Raw genomic sequence first — 15,168 nt, 5'->3', positions numbered from 1 at the left:
TTATGCGCGCTTCTTCTGAGCTTTTTTCTCTGCAGCTAGGCGTGCGTTATCGCGGTCAAGAATTTCTTTAAGGAACTTGCCGGTATGACTTTCTGGCGTTGCCGCAACCTTTTCTGGCGTACCGGAAACAACTACGGTTCCACCACCATCGCCACCCTCTGGACCCATGTCAACAATACGGTCAGCCATCTTAATGACATCCAGGTTGTGCTCAATAACAAGAACGGTGTTACCTGCATCAACAAGACGCTCAAGAACAACAATAAGCTGCCTGACATCCTCAAAATGAAGGCCAGTTGTTGGCTCGTCCAGAATATAAAGAGTTTTACCAGTCTGCTGACGGTGAAGCTCTTTTGCAAGTTTGACGCGCTGTGCCTCGCCACCAGAAAGTGTGGTTGCTGGTTGACCAAGGTGAATGTAACCAAGACCAACATCGTGGAGAGTCTGCAGCTTGTTCTTAATGCGAGGAATGTTTGCAAAAAACGCTAGTGCCTCATGAACCGTCATGTCAAGGACGTCAGAGACAGACTTGCCGTGATAGAGAATCTCGAGCGTCTCACGGTTATAACGCTTGCCGTGGCAGACCTCACAAGGAACATAGACGTCAGGCAGGAAGTTCATCTCAATCTTGATCTGGCCGTCGCCCTTACAAGCCTCGCAGCGGCCTCCCTGGACGTTAAACGAGAAACGACCAGCCGAGTAGCCGCGTGCGCGGGACTCTGGGACTGAAGCGTACAATGCGCGCAGGTCGTCCCAAAGGCCAATATAGGTTGCTGGGTTAGAACGAGGTGTTCTTCCAATAGGACTCTGGTCAATATCAATGACCTTATCGATAAGATCTACGCCTTCAAGCTTTTTATACTCTCCCACCACGCGCTTTGAATGCTGAACTGCATTGGTAAGCGCGGGAGCAAGGGTATCGGTAACCAAAGAAGACTTACCAGAGCCAGAAACACCTGTGACTACTGTCAATGTGCCCAGCTCGATAGCGGCGGAAACGTTCTTAAGGTTGTTAGCGCTAGCTCCTGTAATCTTGATTTTTCCACGACCAGGCTTACGACGAGCCTCTGGTAGCCTAATCTGCTTCTTTCCCGTGAGATACGCACCTGTGATGGAATCAGGGTTTTCAACAATCTCTTCTGGAGTGCCAGCAGCAACAACGTGACCACCAAGCTCACCGGCGCCGGGACCCATGTCAATAACGTAGTCAGCTGCACGAATGGTATCTTCATCGTGCTCGACCACAAGTACGGTATTACCGCGGTCTCTGAGCTGCTTGAGGGTCTCAATGAGGCGGTTGTTGTCTCTTTGATGCAGACCAATGGAAGGCTCGTCCAAAATGTAAAGGACGCCCATGAGACCAGCGCCAATCTGAGTTGCCAAGCGAATACGCTGGGCCTCTCCACCAGAAAGCGATGCTGCTGCGCGAGAAAGCGTGAGGTAATCCAAGCCAACGTTAACCAAGAACTGTAGCCTTGCCACAATCTCTTTGACAATAGGACCTGCAATAACCTTCTGACGGTCAGTAATAGTCAGCTGCTTGAAGAACTGGAGCGACTCTTTACAGGAAAGTTCACAGATCTCCCAGATGTTTTTCTCGCCAACCGTAACGGAGAGAATTTCTGGCTTTAAGCGAGCTCCGTGACAAGTTGTACAGGGCATCTCACGAATGTACTTCTCAAGATGCGTCTTCATATTCTCTGACGTGGTCTCTTGATACTTGTCAAAAAGAATCTTTCTGACACCAGAGAACGTGGTAAACCAGTGTGTATTGCGGCCGTCTCGCGTTTTGTAGTCAACGCGAATCTTAGTTGAACCAAGGCCACCGAGAAGGGCATCTTGCACCTTCTTAGGCAGCTTGTTCCAAGGTGTTGTATCAGACACGTCAAAATGTTTGCAGACTGCAGACAGAATCTGCGGATAGTAATTGGAGTGGCCAAAGAGGCTTCCAAAAACGCCCTCTGATACGGACAGTTTTGGATCAGCAATGAGTGCTGCAGCATCAATAATTTTACGAGTTCCTAGACCATCACAGTCAGGGCAGGCGCCGTAAGGAGCGTTGAAGGAGAAATCGCGAGGCTGCAGGTCATCCATAGAGTGACCGTGAATAGGACAAGCAAGCGCCAGCGAATACTGCAAGAGCTCTTCTGGCGTAGTCTCTGGATTGGATTTATCGGCCAGGAGCAATATGCCTACCTTGCCCTGGGCAAGCTTGGTTGCCTGCTCAACACCCTCAACAATGCGGCCCAAAGAATCAGGACGAATGACAATACGGTCTACAACCACCTCAATATCGTGTTTGAGGGTCTTTCCCAGCGTGATTTCTTCATCAAGCTCACGCACAACACCGTCAACACGAACGCGAGAAAATCCTTCTTTGCGCAAGTCTTCAAAGAGCTTGACGTACTCGCCCTTGCGACCCAAAACAACAGGAGCCAGGACATAAGCTCTACGTCCCTGACCAGCCTCGAGGATTTTATCGGCAACCTGATCTGTTGTCTGGCGCTCAATAACGCGACCACACTCAGGGCAGTGAGGAGTGCCCATGCGAGCATATAAAAGGCGCAGATAGTCGTAGATTTCTGTAACGGTACCTACGGTAGAGCGAGGATTTCTAGAAGTTGTCTTCTGATCGATGGACACCGCTGGAGAAAGACCGTCAATAGAGTCAAGATCTGGCTTATCCATCTGTCCCAAGAACTGACGGGCATAGCTGGACAAGGACTCAACGTAGCGGCGCTGTCCCTCTGCGTAAATGGTGTCGAAGGCAAGGCTCGACTTGCCCGAACCAGAAAGTCCCGTAATAACTACCAGCTGATCACGAGGGATATCAATATCAATGTCTTGCAGGTTGTGCTCTCGTGCACCACGGATAGCAATTTTGCTTGAAGCCATAGTTCCTCACATAACCAGTTTGACATGCGCATTTCTTTTACGCGCCAACTGCCAAACAATAGAAAACAACATCAGTACACACCGATACAATTTGTGCGTACTGATGTTCTAGTATACCCAAGATAGTGTCGCCAAAACACGGCAAGCGCGCTTCCCTATTTAATGCGAACCTTCATCACGGCTTTTTTGAGCTTTGAGCCAGATTTCTCCAGCGTACAGCCTGGTTTGTGAGCATCAGATGGAGGTGTCACTAGAAAATCACCAGCGTGCAAGGTAACCCATGTCTCTTCCCCAGGATTGGTATAAGCACCAAAATCAGCATCAAAATTAAAGTCACCCTTAAGAACACACTGCTCAAGAGGGGTAACAGCGATGCTTTCGGTGCCAGAAATAACCACATGAATATCAGCGTAAATCTTATGAGCCTCATAGTCCTTCTCGCCAGGCAGTGCTGGCTCAAACTCCATGACGTTCACAAAAACGTTATCTCCATCAATTTCTGTTTTGCCCAAAGGCAGCTCATCCAGATTGTGGGTTGCTAGAAACTTCGCAGCACAGGCCATATATTTCTGACCAAAGTCATTCTCAGATAAGTTTTTAATTGACGAGAAAATCATGTGAACCTCCTACGTTCAGCTAAAGTGCGCCGAAAAGATTATAGCTATCTCGTTTGCCATAAAGTTCTATGGGTAGAATTAAGTAGTTACTGCATACAACTGCTACATAAGGAGAGACATGGCAGACGTAGATATTGATCGTGAGGCGCTTCGCAAAGAGATTGACGCTGCACTTCACGGCAAAAAGAAAGAGCCACAGCCACCAGCGGGCTTTGAACTTAATCAGCACTCAAGCGTGAAGCACGTTATTGGCATTGTTTCTGGTAAGGGTGGCGTTGGCAAGTCTTTTGTCACTGGCATCCTTGCAACTAACCTTGCTCGCGCAGGTAAGCGCGTTGGTATTCTTGACGGCGATATTACCGGACCTTCAATTCCTCGTATGTTTGGCATCTCTGATGAGCGCTCTTACGGCGTTGAAGAGCAGCTTATTCCTATCGAGGATGCAAATGGTATCAAGATTATGAGCGCTAACCTGGTGCTTCAAAACGAGACCGATCCTGTTCTCTGGAGGGGCCCTGTTGTTGCTGGTGCTATCCAACAGTTCTACAGCCAGTGCAACTGGGGTGACCTTGATTACCTACTCATCGACATGCCTCCAGGAACGGGCGATGTTGCTCTGACTGTATTCCAGTCCCTTCCTGTTGAGGGCGTTGTAATTGTTTCTTCTCCACAAGATCTTGTTCAGATGGTTGTGGGCAAGGCAGTGCGCATGGCAGAAATGATGCATGTACCTGTACTTGGTTTGATTGAGAACATGGCATATATCACCTGTCCTCACTGCGATGAGCGCATTGAACCTTACGGTCCATCAAAGCTTGCCGAGACCGCAGCAGCATTTAACCTCAAGCCTTTGGGACAGCTTCCTATGGATGCAACCTTTGCGCAGATCGCCGATAAAGGAACCTTTAGCACCGAGCTTCCTCAAGGTCTTGTTCCTGACGCAACACAGAGCGTTCTTGACCTGTAAGTCCTAGAAGCTGGTGCTTACACAATACAAAAGGTAATTCTTACTATGGCTCAAACAACGCGCATTAAAGAACGACAAGCAGCACAGGCTCAGCGTATTAAGCAAGCTCAGGCGTTCATGGTGCCAGACAACATTGATGTAGCAATTTTAGGTGGCGGCGCGGCAGGACTCTGCGCTGCCATCACTGCTGCCGAGGCTCTTGGTGCCAATAAGCGCGTTGTTGTCTTTGAAAAAGCACTGGAGAGCGGCAGAACCATCCTTGCAACAGGCGGCGGTCGCTGTAACTTTACCAATGCAGATTTGAGCTTTGAGAATTTCTCTCATCCAGAGTTTGTTCAGGCTGTCTGCAAAGACAAGGACACGTTTCTTGCGGACATCCTAACTTTCTTTAGGTCCAGCGGTCTTGCTTGGGCTACAGAAGACGAAGGCAGAATGTACCCTCTTACCAGGCAAGCAAGCTCCATCCAATCATTGCTACTCAAGCGAGCCCAAAAAGCTGGTGTCCAATTTGCCCTGGGACGAGAAGTCACATCGGTAAATCCGCAGCACAATGGCTTCACCGTTGCCTTTCAAGAATGCTTTAGTGGCGAGAAAACCCACAAGGTCCATGCATCATCGGTAGTTCTAGCCACTGGCGGACTCGCAACCACAAATCTTGCAGAGAGCCTTAACTTGCAGACCACTTCACTGCGACCTGGGCTCTGCGCGCTCACCTGCACCCCTGAGCCTCCTGCAAGCCTGGATGGCAAACGTGTCCGTGCGCATGCAGTTCTTTTGAGAGATGGCAATGTCCTTAAACAGGAACCGGGCGAGCTGCTCTTTAGACCATTTGGACTCTCGGGCATCATGATTTTTAACTTGTCCCGCACCGCTCTTCCAGGTGATGTGCTTGAGATTGACCTTCTCCCCCAGCTTACAGAAGAAGAGGTTTCAGCAGCTGTAGAAGCTCACACCACCGACGGTCTTCTAGACCCACAAATCGCCGCTTATCTAGGTGCTCATGACTCAGTAGAGAGTACTATTACCAAGGCTCACAAAATAGCATTTACCGTAACAGGTACATCCGCCAAAGTTGTCCCACAGGTCTGTGTTGGCGGTATTTCCGTTGAACAGGTGAGTACAGACACACTTGAGGCGCGCAGCATTCCAGGTCTGTTTATCGCTGGAGAAGCTCTTGACATTGATGCTCAATGTGGAGGATTTAACCTCTCGTGGGCGTGGAAGAGCGGTATGGTTGCCGGTCTGGCTGCCGCAAAAAGCGCTGGTCAGAATTGCGAATCTCTGAAAGAGGACAACTAACATGCTGGAAGTATCAAACATTAAAGTTCATGTTGCTCCTCTTCGTAAGCATCCTGCTAAAGAATCAAAGGCGGGGTTTGATGCGCTGCTTCACGCTCTCCGAGTCTCTGCGGATGAGGTTACCTCATATGAGCTGCATAAACGCTCAATTGATGCGCGTAAAAGAAATGATATTGTTCTTATCCTTACCTACCACGTACACCTTAAAGGTGGGTCCGCAGCGGAACAAAAACTCCTTAACAAGATTCAAGGCAAACCTGCGGCAAAGCATATCAAGCTTGCTGAGGCAAATGCTTTTACACTTCCCAAAGCGAAGCAACCTGCTCCCTCAGAGAATCGTCCCGTTGTTGTAGGAGCAGGATGTGCAGGCTTGTTCTGTGCGCTGACGCTTGCCAAGGCTGGTCTTAATCCCCTGCTTATCGAGCGCGGAGATGATGCAGTACGAAGAACTGCAGCGGTAGAGCATCATAACCAAACGGGTCAGCTAGATATTGAGAGCAATATCCAATTTGGTCTTGGTGGTGCTGGTACATTCTCTGACGGCAAGCTCAACACGGGTACCAAAAGTGCTTCTCACCGCTTTATTCTTGAGACTTTTGTAAAAGCAGGTGCACAGAAAAACATTTTGTGGGATGCAAAACCCCATGTAGGAAGTGATGTTCTTCCCGCTGTTGTGACCAACATTGTCACAATGATTGAAGAGGCGGGTGGAACCGTTGCATTTAGAACAAAACTCGCCTCCCTAGAGCGAGCCTCAGATGGCTCCCTTTCTGCAATTCAGATTGAGAAGACCAATCCAGACGGCTCAACTCAAGCTGAAACCATAAAGACTCGCACAATGATTCTTGCGACTGGTCACTCAAGTAGAGACACGTATGTCATGCTCAAAGACAAAGGTATTTCTATGGAGAGAAAAACCTTTGCTATGGGTGTGCGAATTGAGCATCTTCAGTCTCAAATCAATAAATCGTTGTACGGTCCCGAAGCAACCAATCCCGTACTTGGAGCGGCCCCCTACAAGCTTTCTGTTCATCTTCCCTCTGGTAGGAGTGCTTTCTCATTCTGCATGTGTCCTGGTGGCTATGTTGTATCTGCAGCTAGCGAGAAGGACGGCGTAGTCACAAACGGCATGAGCCTGTCTGACCGTGCGGGCAAAAATGCCAACTCCGGCCTGTTAGCTAACGTCTATCCAGAAGATCTACCAGGGGACGACGTACTTGCTGGCATTGAGCTGCAACGCTCTTGCGAGCAGGCGGCCTTTAAAGCAGGCGGCGGCTCTTATGTTGCTCCTGCTCAGCTGGTTGGTGACTTCCTAAACAAGAAAGCTTCTACTGGACCGCGTTCGGTAAAACCAACGTATCCGCGTGGTGTTACCTGGACCTCACTTGAAAACTGTCTGCCTCCCTACATCCTACAAACCTTGCGAGAAGCCCTTCCAATTATGGACAAAAAGCTTCATGGCTTTGCTCATCCCGATGCAGTTCTTACGGGTGTTGAAACAAGATCAAGCTCTCCTGTAAGAATTACCCGCGATGAAACAGGACAAAGTATTAACACACCTGGTGTGTGGCCTGTAGGTGAAGGTGCCGGCTACGCCGGTGGCATTATGAGCGCCGCAGCTGATGGCATTAGGATGGCCGAGCTTGTAGTAGAGCACTACAACAACGCCTAATGTTTGCCTCTATAGCGTCTGCGAGTTGCGTGAGCGCTGCCTTTTCTAGCACCAGTTTTAAGCCTCTTGATAACATCATCTGAGGTAGTGCCTTCGAGCTGACTTCTAATGGCAACAATCTGATCTCTGAGTTCTGCTGCATGCTCATAATCCATAGACGCAGAAGCTTCTGCCATCTCTGCTTCCATTCCAGAAAGCATTGCTTCAACCTCTGTGCGAGGAAGATTTTGTAGCTCTTCAGCAAGCAACTCTGCAGGCATTTCAAGAATTGATTCTTGCTGCTCTTCAAGCGAATCTTCATCATCTGAGGCGGTGTAGAACTCTCCATTTTTGCGCTTGCGTTTATCAATGTTCTCTGATGCCTCGGCAATAAAACCTGCAATATCTGTAATAGATTTCTTAACGGTTTTAGGCACAATACCGTGCTCTTTGTTAAACGCTTCCTGAATTTCTCGACGCCTTTTTGTCTCATCTATGGCAATGCGCATAGAATCAGTGATTTTATCAGCGTACATAATGACCTGGCCGGAAGCGTTTCTTGCGGCTCTACCCATAGTCTGAATAAGAGACCTTCTGTTTCTTAAGAAACCCTCTTTATCAGCATCAAGAATAGCTACGAGAGAAACCTCTGGAATATCAAGTCCTTCTCGCAAAAGGTTGATTCCAACAAGCACGTCAATTTTTCCCTGACGCAAATCTCTAATGATTTCTACACGGTCAAGTGTAGCTGTATCTGAGTGCATGTAGTTGACTTTGATACCCTCGTCTAACAGGTGATCTGTAAGATCTTCTGCCATTCGTTTAGTAAGCGTGGTAACAAGAACGCGCTCTTTTTTTGCCACTCTCTCTTTGACCTCTGAAATTAGATCATCAATCTGACCTCTTACTGGTCTGACATCAATCTTTGGATCGAGGAGGCCAGTTGGACGAATGATTTGCTGCACCTGTTGCTGAGCAACCGTCTCTTCATAATCTCCAGGAGTTGCGGAAACGTAAATGAACTGTGGAATGCGTCCTTCAAACTCATCAAATCTGAGCGGCCTGTTATCAAGTGCAGAAGGAAGTCTAAATCCGTGATCTACCAGCGTAACCTTACGAGATCTATCACCCTCATACATACCTCTAATTTGAGGAACCGTAACGTGAGACTCATCGATAATGCAAATCATATCTTTAGGGAAATAATCAATGAGCGTATAGGGAGGCTCACCTGGAGCACGACCATCCAAATGGCGCGAATAGTTCTCAATACCATTGCAATAACCCATAGTCTCAAGCATCTCTAAGTCATAGTTTGTTCTCTGAGCAAGACGCTGAGCTTCAAGTAATTTATCGTTTTCTTTAAGCTCTTTAACACGAGCTTCCATCTCTTCAGAAATGGTTGTAAGGGCGTGGGTAATCTTTGGACGCTCAGTAACATAGTGAGATGCAGGCCAAATGGGAATAGCATCAAACTCTCTCAGTACTTCTCCCGTTACATTGCTAACCTCTGAGATGCTTTCTACTTCATCCCCAAAGAACTCAATACGCAGCGGGTTTTCTGCATACGGTGGGAATACATCAACAACGTCTCCACGCACCCTAAACATACCGCGCTGCAGGTCATAATCATTTCTATCGTACTGAACATCAATAAGATCTTTAATAAAATCATCACGCTCAAGAGGAACGGATTTATCTACATTAGGAGCAAGACCTGCATAATCTTGAGGGCTACCAATACCGTAAATACACGATACAGATGCCACAACAATGACATCACGCCTAGACAAAAGTGACGAAGTTGCCTGGTGACGGAGCTTCTCTACCTCTTCATTAATAGAAGCATCTTTTTCTATGTACGTATCTGATTGCGGAACATATGCTTCTGGCTGGTAGTAGTCATAGTACGAGACAAAGTACACAACTGCGTTGTTAGGAAAGAGCTCCTTCATCTCTGAGGCAACCTGGGCAGCCAGTGTTTTATTGGGCTCCATAATAAGCGTGGGGCGGTTGAGCTTCTCGATAGTTTTAGCCATAGAGAAGGTCTTACCCGAACCCGTAACACCTAAGAGCGTCTGGTACCTAAGCCCGTCTTCAATTCCTTGGGCAAGCTTTTCTATTGCCTGTGGCTGATCACCTGCGGGTTCAAAAGGAGATACTACCTGAAGCTTCTCTTCTCCTGCTTCACGACCAAATCGGCGCAGTTCAGCACCTATATATTCTTTATGTTGATCTTCAGCATGAGATGCATTCATGAGATTCTCCTTTTCTTGTGAAAGTAGTATACCCCACTTCTCAAAACTGAAACACTTGTTCTATACTATTTATAAATTGCAGTATAGTTTCAAAGTGTGACGGGTAATAAATACATTACCTATATGCGTTAAACTAGCATTTAAATAAACAAGTTACATCAGATAAAGGAGATACCTTGGGCGTCTCAGATCTTTTCTCGCTAAATAAAGCTTCAAAGCAACCTCAGGGTTCTACCCTAGAGAAGATTTTACTGCGCTCAAATAATGTCATTGCCGCTCTTAAAGACCTTGTTGCAAACAATCAGATTGCAGAGGCTGGTCTTCAAGAGATGCTGATGCGCTCTAAAAATCTCGAGAATACCAATCTGCCCAAGGGCGATGTTCATAAGCTGGACAGAACGGGTCGCTGGTGGTTCAACGCTAACACGATGGAGTGTGCACCGGAAGAGTACGATGCATTTATTGCAACTGAGGCTATTCTCAACATTTCACAAGATGTTGAAGCCCTAAAGAATACACATGCTTCTGAGACAGATCTTCAGCTTGTTCGTACTAGCCTTTCGCAGGTAGCAAGCCTCATGCCCAAGTCAGCTTCCCTTTCTGAGCAAGTTGCTCCTTTTAGTGGTAACGCTGATGGCAGCTCAGACTGGATGAAGCGTCTCTGGTTTGCCAACTATGTTGAGAACACGCCATTCCCTTTTAGGATGGTATACAACTTCTCTTACAATCCACAACTTGATATTTTGGTATTTGAGTTCTTTGTAGCTCGTCCTCGCTGCTTTAGCTTCTTATCTGCAGAAAAGTCAGAGCAAATTGCGGCAGCACGCGCTTACGCACTACGTGCTTCTCTTTGCGTGGCTCGTATGGCACTTCAGAGCTGCAAAATCTCTCGCGTCTGCATCAATGGCAGCTTGCGCGGAGAAGAGCGTATTGTTCTATCCATGGACTTAAACGAGGCTGCACTGGCACGCCTGCTGCCTACTGCAGCAAACACTCAAATTGACGGCAACAGCTTCCCACAAGATCCAGCGCTCAGAGTTTCTTTTGACTCTGAAGGTTGGTTTAGCGAGGTTGAGCCTTTTATGAAGCAAACGGACGAGTGGGTTTCTCCTCGTAGCTTCTTTGAAATGCCAGACCTTTCTGATCGCCCCTGCTCGCCAGCAGTTACTGCTGTTTGTGGAGCCCAAAAGGTAAGTGATCTTGGATACTCTGAGGCATCTCATCGCATTAGGCTTTGGAACACCACTCTCAACAACATCCCAAAAGATGCCTCTACCGCAGATGCAGTTGGAAAATTTGAAGAAGCAAAAGCTTCAACTTCTGATATTTACGCCATTGAAGGCTTTGATAGAGTCATCCATGGCCTGGTTGAGGGCACTATTGATTTCTCGGACAGAAGGTCTATGGCCGAGAAATTCCTCTTTGGTTCGCCTTTGCAAAAAACGCTTCAATCCATAAATAACATCATGGATGGAGAGCCAGATGCAGACGCTCTAGAAAAGGTGCTTACAGAGCTTGAGTCTCAGGTTTCACCAACCCTTGATATGGGTCTGTATCTGGATGACTCTGATTCTATCTACAGATATTTTGATTCCCTCTCAGAGCGCGTAGCTTATAACCTTGCATTCCCCAATGAGCCAAGAAAACTGGTGCTTATTCCAGACACCTATTTTATGTCTTTAGCAAGAATGGCTCGCGCCTACAACCTGCTTGAACAGCCAGAAAAAGCAGAACGCTATGCACAAGAAGCCCATAGAATTTCTCCTTTGGGAATTGATGCAACGCTGCTATTGGTAAGAACATTAGAAGATCAGTCAAAGGTTTTTGAGGCTGCAAAGCTGCTCAAAGACCTTATCGCACACATTTTCTCTAGTTCAGATGTTGCTCTGGTGTACTATCGCCTGGCCTATATGGAGTGGAAGCTAGGACGCTCTGACCTTTGTGCAGCTTGCTATCAAATGGCAATAATTATCGGCGGCAGTGTTGCTCAACCAGCAAAAGAAGAGCTTGAAGACCTTCTCAAGGCAGATGCTTCTGTTAAGAAACTGGATACCCCTCAAGAAGTCTTCTCGTTCCTTAAGCAAAATGGTGTTCCTGTCTTTGACCAGAAAGCTGTGTTTAACAAGGCAGTTGCTATTGGCAGCGCATGTGTTAACGATGGCATTTATTGTGTTGGCCAAAACATGCTCAAGAACTGCCTTGAAATTACCTTTGACGATGCAGCTGCCAAGGTAGAGAGTTCACTGAGGACGCCCTTCTAGAGACCGCGCATGTAAGCTATAACTTATTGCTCTGAATGCTGATTAAACCGAGCGTTTAACCAAAGCTCTACCTGTGCTTTAAGATCATCAAGGCCTTCAGAGTTTACAAACACCGTATCTGCCTGATTACGCAAATACGTATCGGAAGGCTGATGCGCTATACGTTGCTCAAACTCTTGGCGAGAAGATCCTCGCTGTTCAGCTCGCTCTGCTCTCAGCTCCAAAGGCGCTACAACAACGACAACTTCATCAACCAGCTCAAGCAAGTCTTCAACGCGGTCAAGCAGCGGAACCTCTACAAAGCAGAACTGAGCATCTACAGCAGGAGCCTCTTTTGTAAGGAATTGACGCATATATTCCCTGATAAAAGGCATCTCAAGCTCTTCTAAGAGCTCAGCAGATTCTCTAGTGGCAAAAGCCCTACGACCAAGCTCTCGCCTATTAATCTCATGAGTAACGGGGTCCAACAAATCGTTACCAAAAGCCTCTGCCACACGATACGTACACTCGCATCCAGGTCTCAGAAGTCTACGAGAAACCTCATCAAGGTCAAAGCGCAGACCACCTGCTGCTTCAAACATTTTAGAAACAGTTGATTTACCAGACGCCATTCCGCCGGCGAGAATTACCTTGTACATGTAGCTCACTCCTATAACTGCAGTGCTGTATAAGAGCCTAGCAGTTTTACTTCTTCAGGAGTATGAGTTACCCAAATTACAATTTTTGATTCAATAAACGGTTTGACAGAGGCAATAACCTGCTGCTTAAGCGCTTCGTCTAATCCCTTGAGCGGCTCATCAAAGAGCAAGATGTCAGCATCTGCAAAGAGTGTACGTAAAAGAGCAACGCGTCTCTTTTGACCACCGGAAAGCTCAGAAACAGGCTTGTTTTCTGTTCCTTCAAGTCCTACCTCACAAAGCGCCTCTTTAATACGCTCTCGAGCGCTTTGTTTTTGCTCCTTTGAGTGCAACTGTATAGCAAGCATGATATTTGCCATAACGCTCAAGTTTTCTAGCAGTCTATCTTCCTGAAACATCATGACCGTTTTAGTGTCAGGCGCTTTAAGCACTGTGCCTGAATCAGTCACTTCAAGACCACAAAGAATACGAAGAAGTGTTGTTTTACCTGCTCCAGAGGGCTCAGAGAGTACGTACACTCCCCTCTCAAATTTGTAGGAAAAATCATCAAGCACAACCGTATTACCAAACGATTTAGTGATGTTTTTTACCTCAAGCAACTGCTCGGTTGCATAGGCACAATTAGTTGTATTCATACTCATGAGCAGCTCTTTTCTAGCCTTGCAGCGGCCCATGAAACTAACCGCATCACGATCTTCTCGCCAAGTGCGCTCATCACAATAACCACAAGCGTCCACGCAAAAAGGGCTGGCGTATCCAAATACACTTTAGCGTTATAGAGGTGCTCGCCAATGGAGAACGCGGGAAGGCCAATGACCTCGGCAGCAATTCCTGACTTCCAGCAAAATCCCATGGCAAGTGAGGTGGCTGTCTTAAGCGAAGGCATAAGCTGCGACAAATAAATTGCTTTAATGCGTTGCCAACCGTGAATTTGGTATACATCAGCCATCTCAATAAGCTGCTGGTCAGTGCTGAGAAGCCCCTCAAGTACCGCAATGTAGATGATGGGAAGTGCCATCAAAAATGAAATTGAAATTGAGAGATAGGGCGTGCGAACCCAGATTAGTAGCAAGATAACAAAGGATGCCACGGGAATTGATTTGATTGTAGAAATAAGCGGCTCAAAAAGAATCTTGATCAGCTTGTACTTAAAACTCAAAAACGCCAGCAAGGAACCAACGGTAAAAGCAAGTGCTCCACCAGCAAAAATACGCAAAAGAGAAAGACCAATAGAAACCCAAAACTCGCGTAGTTGAGCTAGCGAGAAAAGCGTCTGAATGGTCTGAATAGGTGAAGTTAAAACAATATCCTGATTGATGACAACCGCAGCTATCTGCCACACGACAAGCCAAAATACCAGTGCGCCTAAACGTGCTCCCCAGCTAGAAGCAACTTTGCGCACAGTCGGTTTGCCTTGCACGCGGCCCGCACCTTGGGTCTGACCTGCGCTTTGGGCCTGATCGTTTTTCTCGACAGAAAAATCTGCCGAGGCAGCGCCTTTCTCGGCGCTACCTCGGGCAGAAATACTATCTTTTATGTGCGGGTTATGCGCCAAAGTAGAAATCGTCTCCAGGGACCTGTCCGCCTACTGCCTGAGAATTAGCCTCAGCCAGAATACCTAAGTAACTTGAAAGTGCGCTCTTCATATCTGCACCATCAATATACGTAATATTACACTTAGGCAGCGCAACCTTGGCAATAGGCTCTGGAACAATACCGTATTTGCCTACAAGCGTGGCGGCATCATCTGGATGATCAACCGCAAATGCAACAGAGTCTTTGTAGTGAGAAAGCAGGGCCGTTACCGCATCTGGAGAATCTGAGATGAGCTTTGAAGAAATAATAGTTACGCCGGCAATCAGCTTGCTCTGAGGATTGACAGCCTCCCACTCAGCACCAAGGTCGATTGCAACGCGAATCTGATTGTTCTTGGTTTGTGCCACCGTAACAAAAGGCTGTGGGAGCAGTGCAATTCCCTCTGGATCTTGAGCTAGAGCAGCAACACACTCGGTATGTTCGCTCTTCCACTCTACCTGGACGTCCTCACCAAGTGTCATGCCATTTTTGCTCAGCAGGTAGGACAGTGTGTACTCTGGGACAGCACCCTTACCAGAAGCGTAGAGCGTCTTTCCCTTGAGGTCAGTAAGCTTAGAGATAGCGCTACCCGTCTCAACAATGTAAAGGACGTTCAATACGTTAAGACAAGCTACCTTATAGGCACCTTTGGTCTTGTTAAAGAGCGTAGCTGCAAGGTTTGCAGGAATAGATGCAACGTCAACGTCACCCTGAGCAACCTTAGCAACTACCTGATCAGGAGCATCCAAAATCTCAAACGAGTAGTTGTTATCGGTGATGTTTTGTGCCTCAACCTCACTCATGAACTTAACTAAGCCCATGGCAGTAGGACCTTTGAGCGTTGCAACTTTTACCGCAACAGGCTCAGATTTCTTAGCCTCATCTTTTGTGGCGTCCTGAGACTTCTCTTGGTCTGTTCCCTTGCAGCCAAACAGTGCTGTAGCTGGAATAAGACCTGCAAGCTTAAGGAACGAACGTCTATCCATGAATCACTCCTGACTCGAAAA

11 protein-coding genes are annotated in these 15,168 nt (G+C 47.3%); 4 read left to right on the top strand and 7 right to left on the bottom strand.

The window, feature by feature from the left end:
* Positions 1–2,895, bottom strand: coding sequence for an excinuclease ABC subunit UvrA (gene uvrA / locus HMPREF1492_RS05595; RefSeq protein ID WP_035436799.1), 2,895 nt, complete (start codon positions 2,893–2,895; stop codon positions 1–3).
* A 155-nt stretch (positions 2,896–3,050) separates the two neighbouring features.
* Positions 3,051–3,512, bottom strand: coding sequence for a NanQ anomerase/TabA/YiaL family protein (locus HMPREF1492_RS05590; RefSeq protein ID WP_035436796.1), 462 nt, complete (start codon positions 3,510–3,512; stop codon positions 3,051–3,053).
* A 118-nt stretch (positions 3,513–3,630) separates the two neighbouring features.
* Here HMPREF1492_RS05590 and HMPREF1492_RS05585 point away from each other — a divergent pair, with 118 nt between their 5' ends.
* From HMPREF1492_RS05585 to HMPREF1492_RS05575, 3 genes are read left to right on the top strand one after another with little or no spacing between them, the layout of a single operon-like run.
* Positions 3,631–4,479, top strand: a complete 849-nt coding sequence (locus tag HMPREF1492_RS05585) for an Mrp/NBP35 family ATP-binding protein (protein ID WP_035436793.1) — start codon at positions 3,631–3,633, stop codon at positions 4,477–4,479.
* Positions 4,480–4,524: 45 nt separating this feature from the next.
* Positions 4,525–5,778 carry an aminoacetone oxidase family FAD-binding enzyme gene (locus HMPREF1492_RS05580; protein WP_051479421.1) on the top strand — a complete coding sequence of 418 codons (1,254 nt, stop codon included), beginning with the start codon at positions 4,525–4,527 and terminating at the stop codon, positions 5,776–5,778.
* Between the two features lies 1 nt (position 5,779).
* Positions 5,780–7,450 (top strand): NAD(P)/FAD-dependent oxidoreductase, encoded by a 1,671-nt coding sequence (locus HMPREF1492_RS05575; RefSeq protein ID WP_035436790.1) that lies wholly within the window; start codon positions 5,780–5,782, stop codon positions 7,448–7,450.
* On the opposite strand, the gene uvrB is transcribed toward HMPREF1492_RS05575, so the two are convergent.
* Entirely contained in the window at positions 7,447–9,687 is a 2,241-nt protein-coding gene (gene uvrB / locus HMPREF1492_RS05570; protein ID WP_035436787.1) for an excinuclease ABC subunit UvrB, read from the bottom strand. The genes HMPREF1492_RS05575 and uvrB overlap by 4 nt on opposite strands.
* 176 nt (positions 9,688–9,863) lie before the next feature.
* On the opposite strand from uvrB, the gene HMPREF1492_RS05565 reads away from it, so the two are divergent.
* Positions 9,864–11,948 carry a tetratricopeptide repeat protein gene (locus tag HMPREF1492_RS05565; RefSeq protein ID WP_035436784.1) on the top strand — a complete coding sequence of 695 codons (2,085 nt, stop codon included), beginning with the start codon at positions 9,864–9,866 and terminating at the stop codon, positions 11,946–11,948.
* Between the two features lie 23 nt (positions 11,949–11,971).
* Here HMPREF1492_RS05565 and coaE read toward each other — a convergent pair whose 3' ends face one another.
* From coaE to HMPREF1492_RS05545, 4 genes are read right to left on the bottom strand one after another with little or no spacing between them, the layout of a single operon-like run.
* Positions 11,972–12,586 carry a dephospho-CoA kinase gene (gene coaE / locus HMPREF1492_RS05560; protein ID WP_035436781.1) on the bottom strand — a complete coding sequence of 205 codons (615 nt, stop codon included), beginning with the start codon at positions 12,584–12,586 and terminating at the stop codon, positions 11,972–11,974.
* Between the two features lie 11 nt (positions 12,587–12,597).
* Entirely contained in the window at positions 12,598–13,227 is a 630-nt protein-coding gene (locus HMPREF1492_RS05555; RefSeq protein ID WP_198014348.1) for an ATP-binding cassette domain-containing protein, read from the bottom strand.
* Positions 13,224–14,141 carry an ABC transporter permease gene (locus HMPREF1492_RS05550; protein ID WP_051479420.1) on the bottom strand — a complete coding sequence of 306 codons (918 nt, stop codon included), beginning with the start codon at positions 14,139–14,141 and terminating at the stop codon, positions 13,224–13,226. Before HMPREF1492_RS05550 ends, HMPREF1492_RS05555 begins: the two co-directional genes overlap by 4 nt.
* Positions 14,131–15,147: an ABC transporter substrate-binding protein gene (locus HMPREF1492_RS05545; protein ID WP_035436778.1), complete on the bottom strand. Its 1,017-nt coding sequence runs from the start codon at positions 15,145–15,147 to the stop codon at positions 14,131–14,133. The genes HMPREF1492_RS05550 and HMPREF1492_RS05545 overlap by 11 nt, the downstream gene beginning before the upstream one ends.
* Positions 15,148–15,168 lie beyond the last annotated feature (21 nt).

Source organism: Atopobium sp. BS2 (assembly GCF_000565075.1).
Lineage (GTDB): Bacteria > Actinomycetota > Coriobacteriia > Coriobacteriales > Atopobiaceae > Lancefieldella.
This window is presented reverse-complemented; position numbering and strand designations above follow the sequence as displayed.

Excerpts from the sequence above, each read along its gene's own strand:
- HMPREF1492_RS05590 (WP_035436796.1), bottom strand. The coding sequence starts at position 3,512 with ATGATTTTCTCGTCAATTAAAAACTTATCTGAGAATGACTTTGGTCAG.
- uvrB (WP_035436787.1), bottom strand. The coding sequence starts at position 9,687 with ATGAATGCATCTCATGCTGAAGATCAACATAAAGAATATATAGGTGCT.
- HMPREF1492_RS05545 (WP_035436778.1), bottom strand. The coding sequence starts at position 15,147 with ATGGATAGACGTTCGTTCCTTAAGCTTGCAGGTCTTATTCCAGCTACA.
- HMPREF1492_RS05585 (WP_035436793.1), top strand. The coding sequence starts at position 3,631 with ATGGCAGACGTAGATATTGATCGTGAGGCGCTTCGCAAAGAGATTGAC.
- uvrA (WP_035436799.1), bottom strand. The coding sequence starts at position 2,895 with ATGGCTTCAAGCAAAATTGCTATCCGTGGTGCACGAGAGCACAACCTG.
- HMPREF1492_RS05555 (WP_198014348.1), bottom strand. The coding sequence starts at position 13,227 with ATGAGTATGAATACAACTAATTGTGCCTATGCAACCGAGCAGTTGCTT.
- HMPREF1492_RS05580 (WP_051479421.1), top strand. The coding sequence starts at position 4,525 with ATGGCTCAAACAACGCGCATTAAAGAACGACAAGCAGCACAGGCTCAG.
- HMPREF1492_RS05575 (WP_035436790.1), top strand. The coding sequence starts at position 5,780 with ATGCTGGAAGTATCAAACATTAAAGTTCATGTTGCTCCTCTTCGTAAG.
- coaE (WP_035436781.1), bottom strand. The coding sequence starts at position 12,586 with ATGTACAAGGTAATTCTCGCCGGCGGAATGGCGTCTGGTAAATCAACT.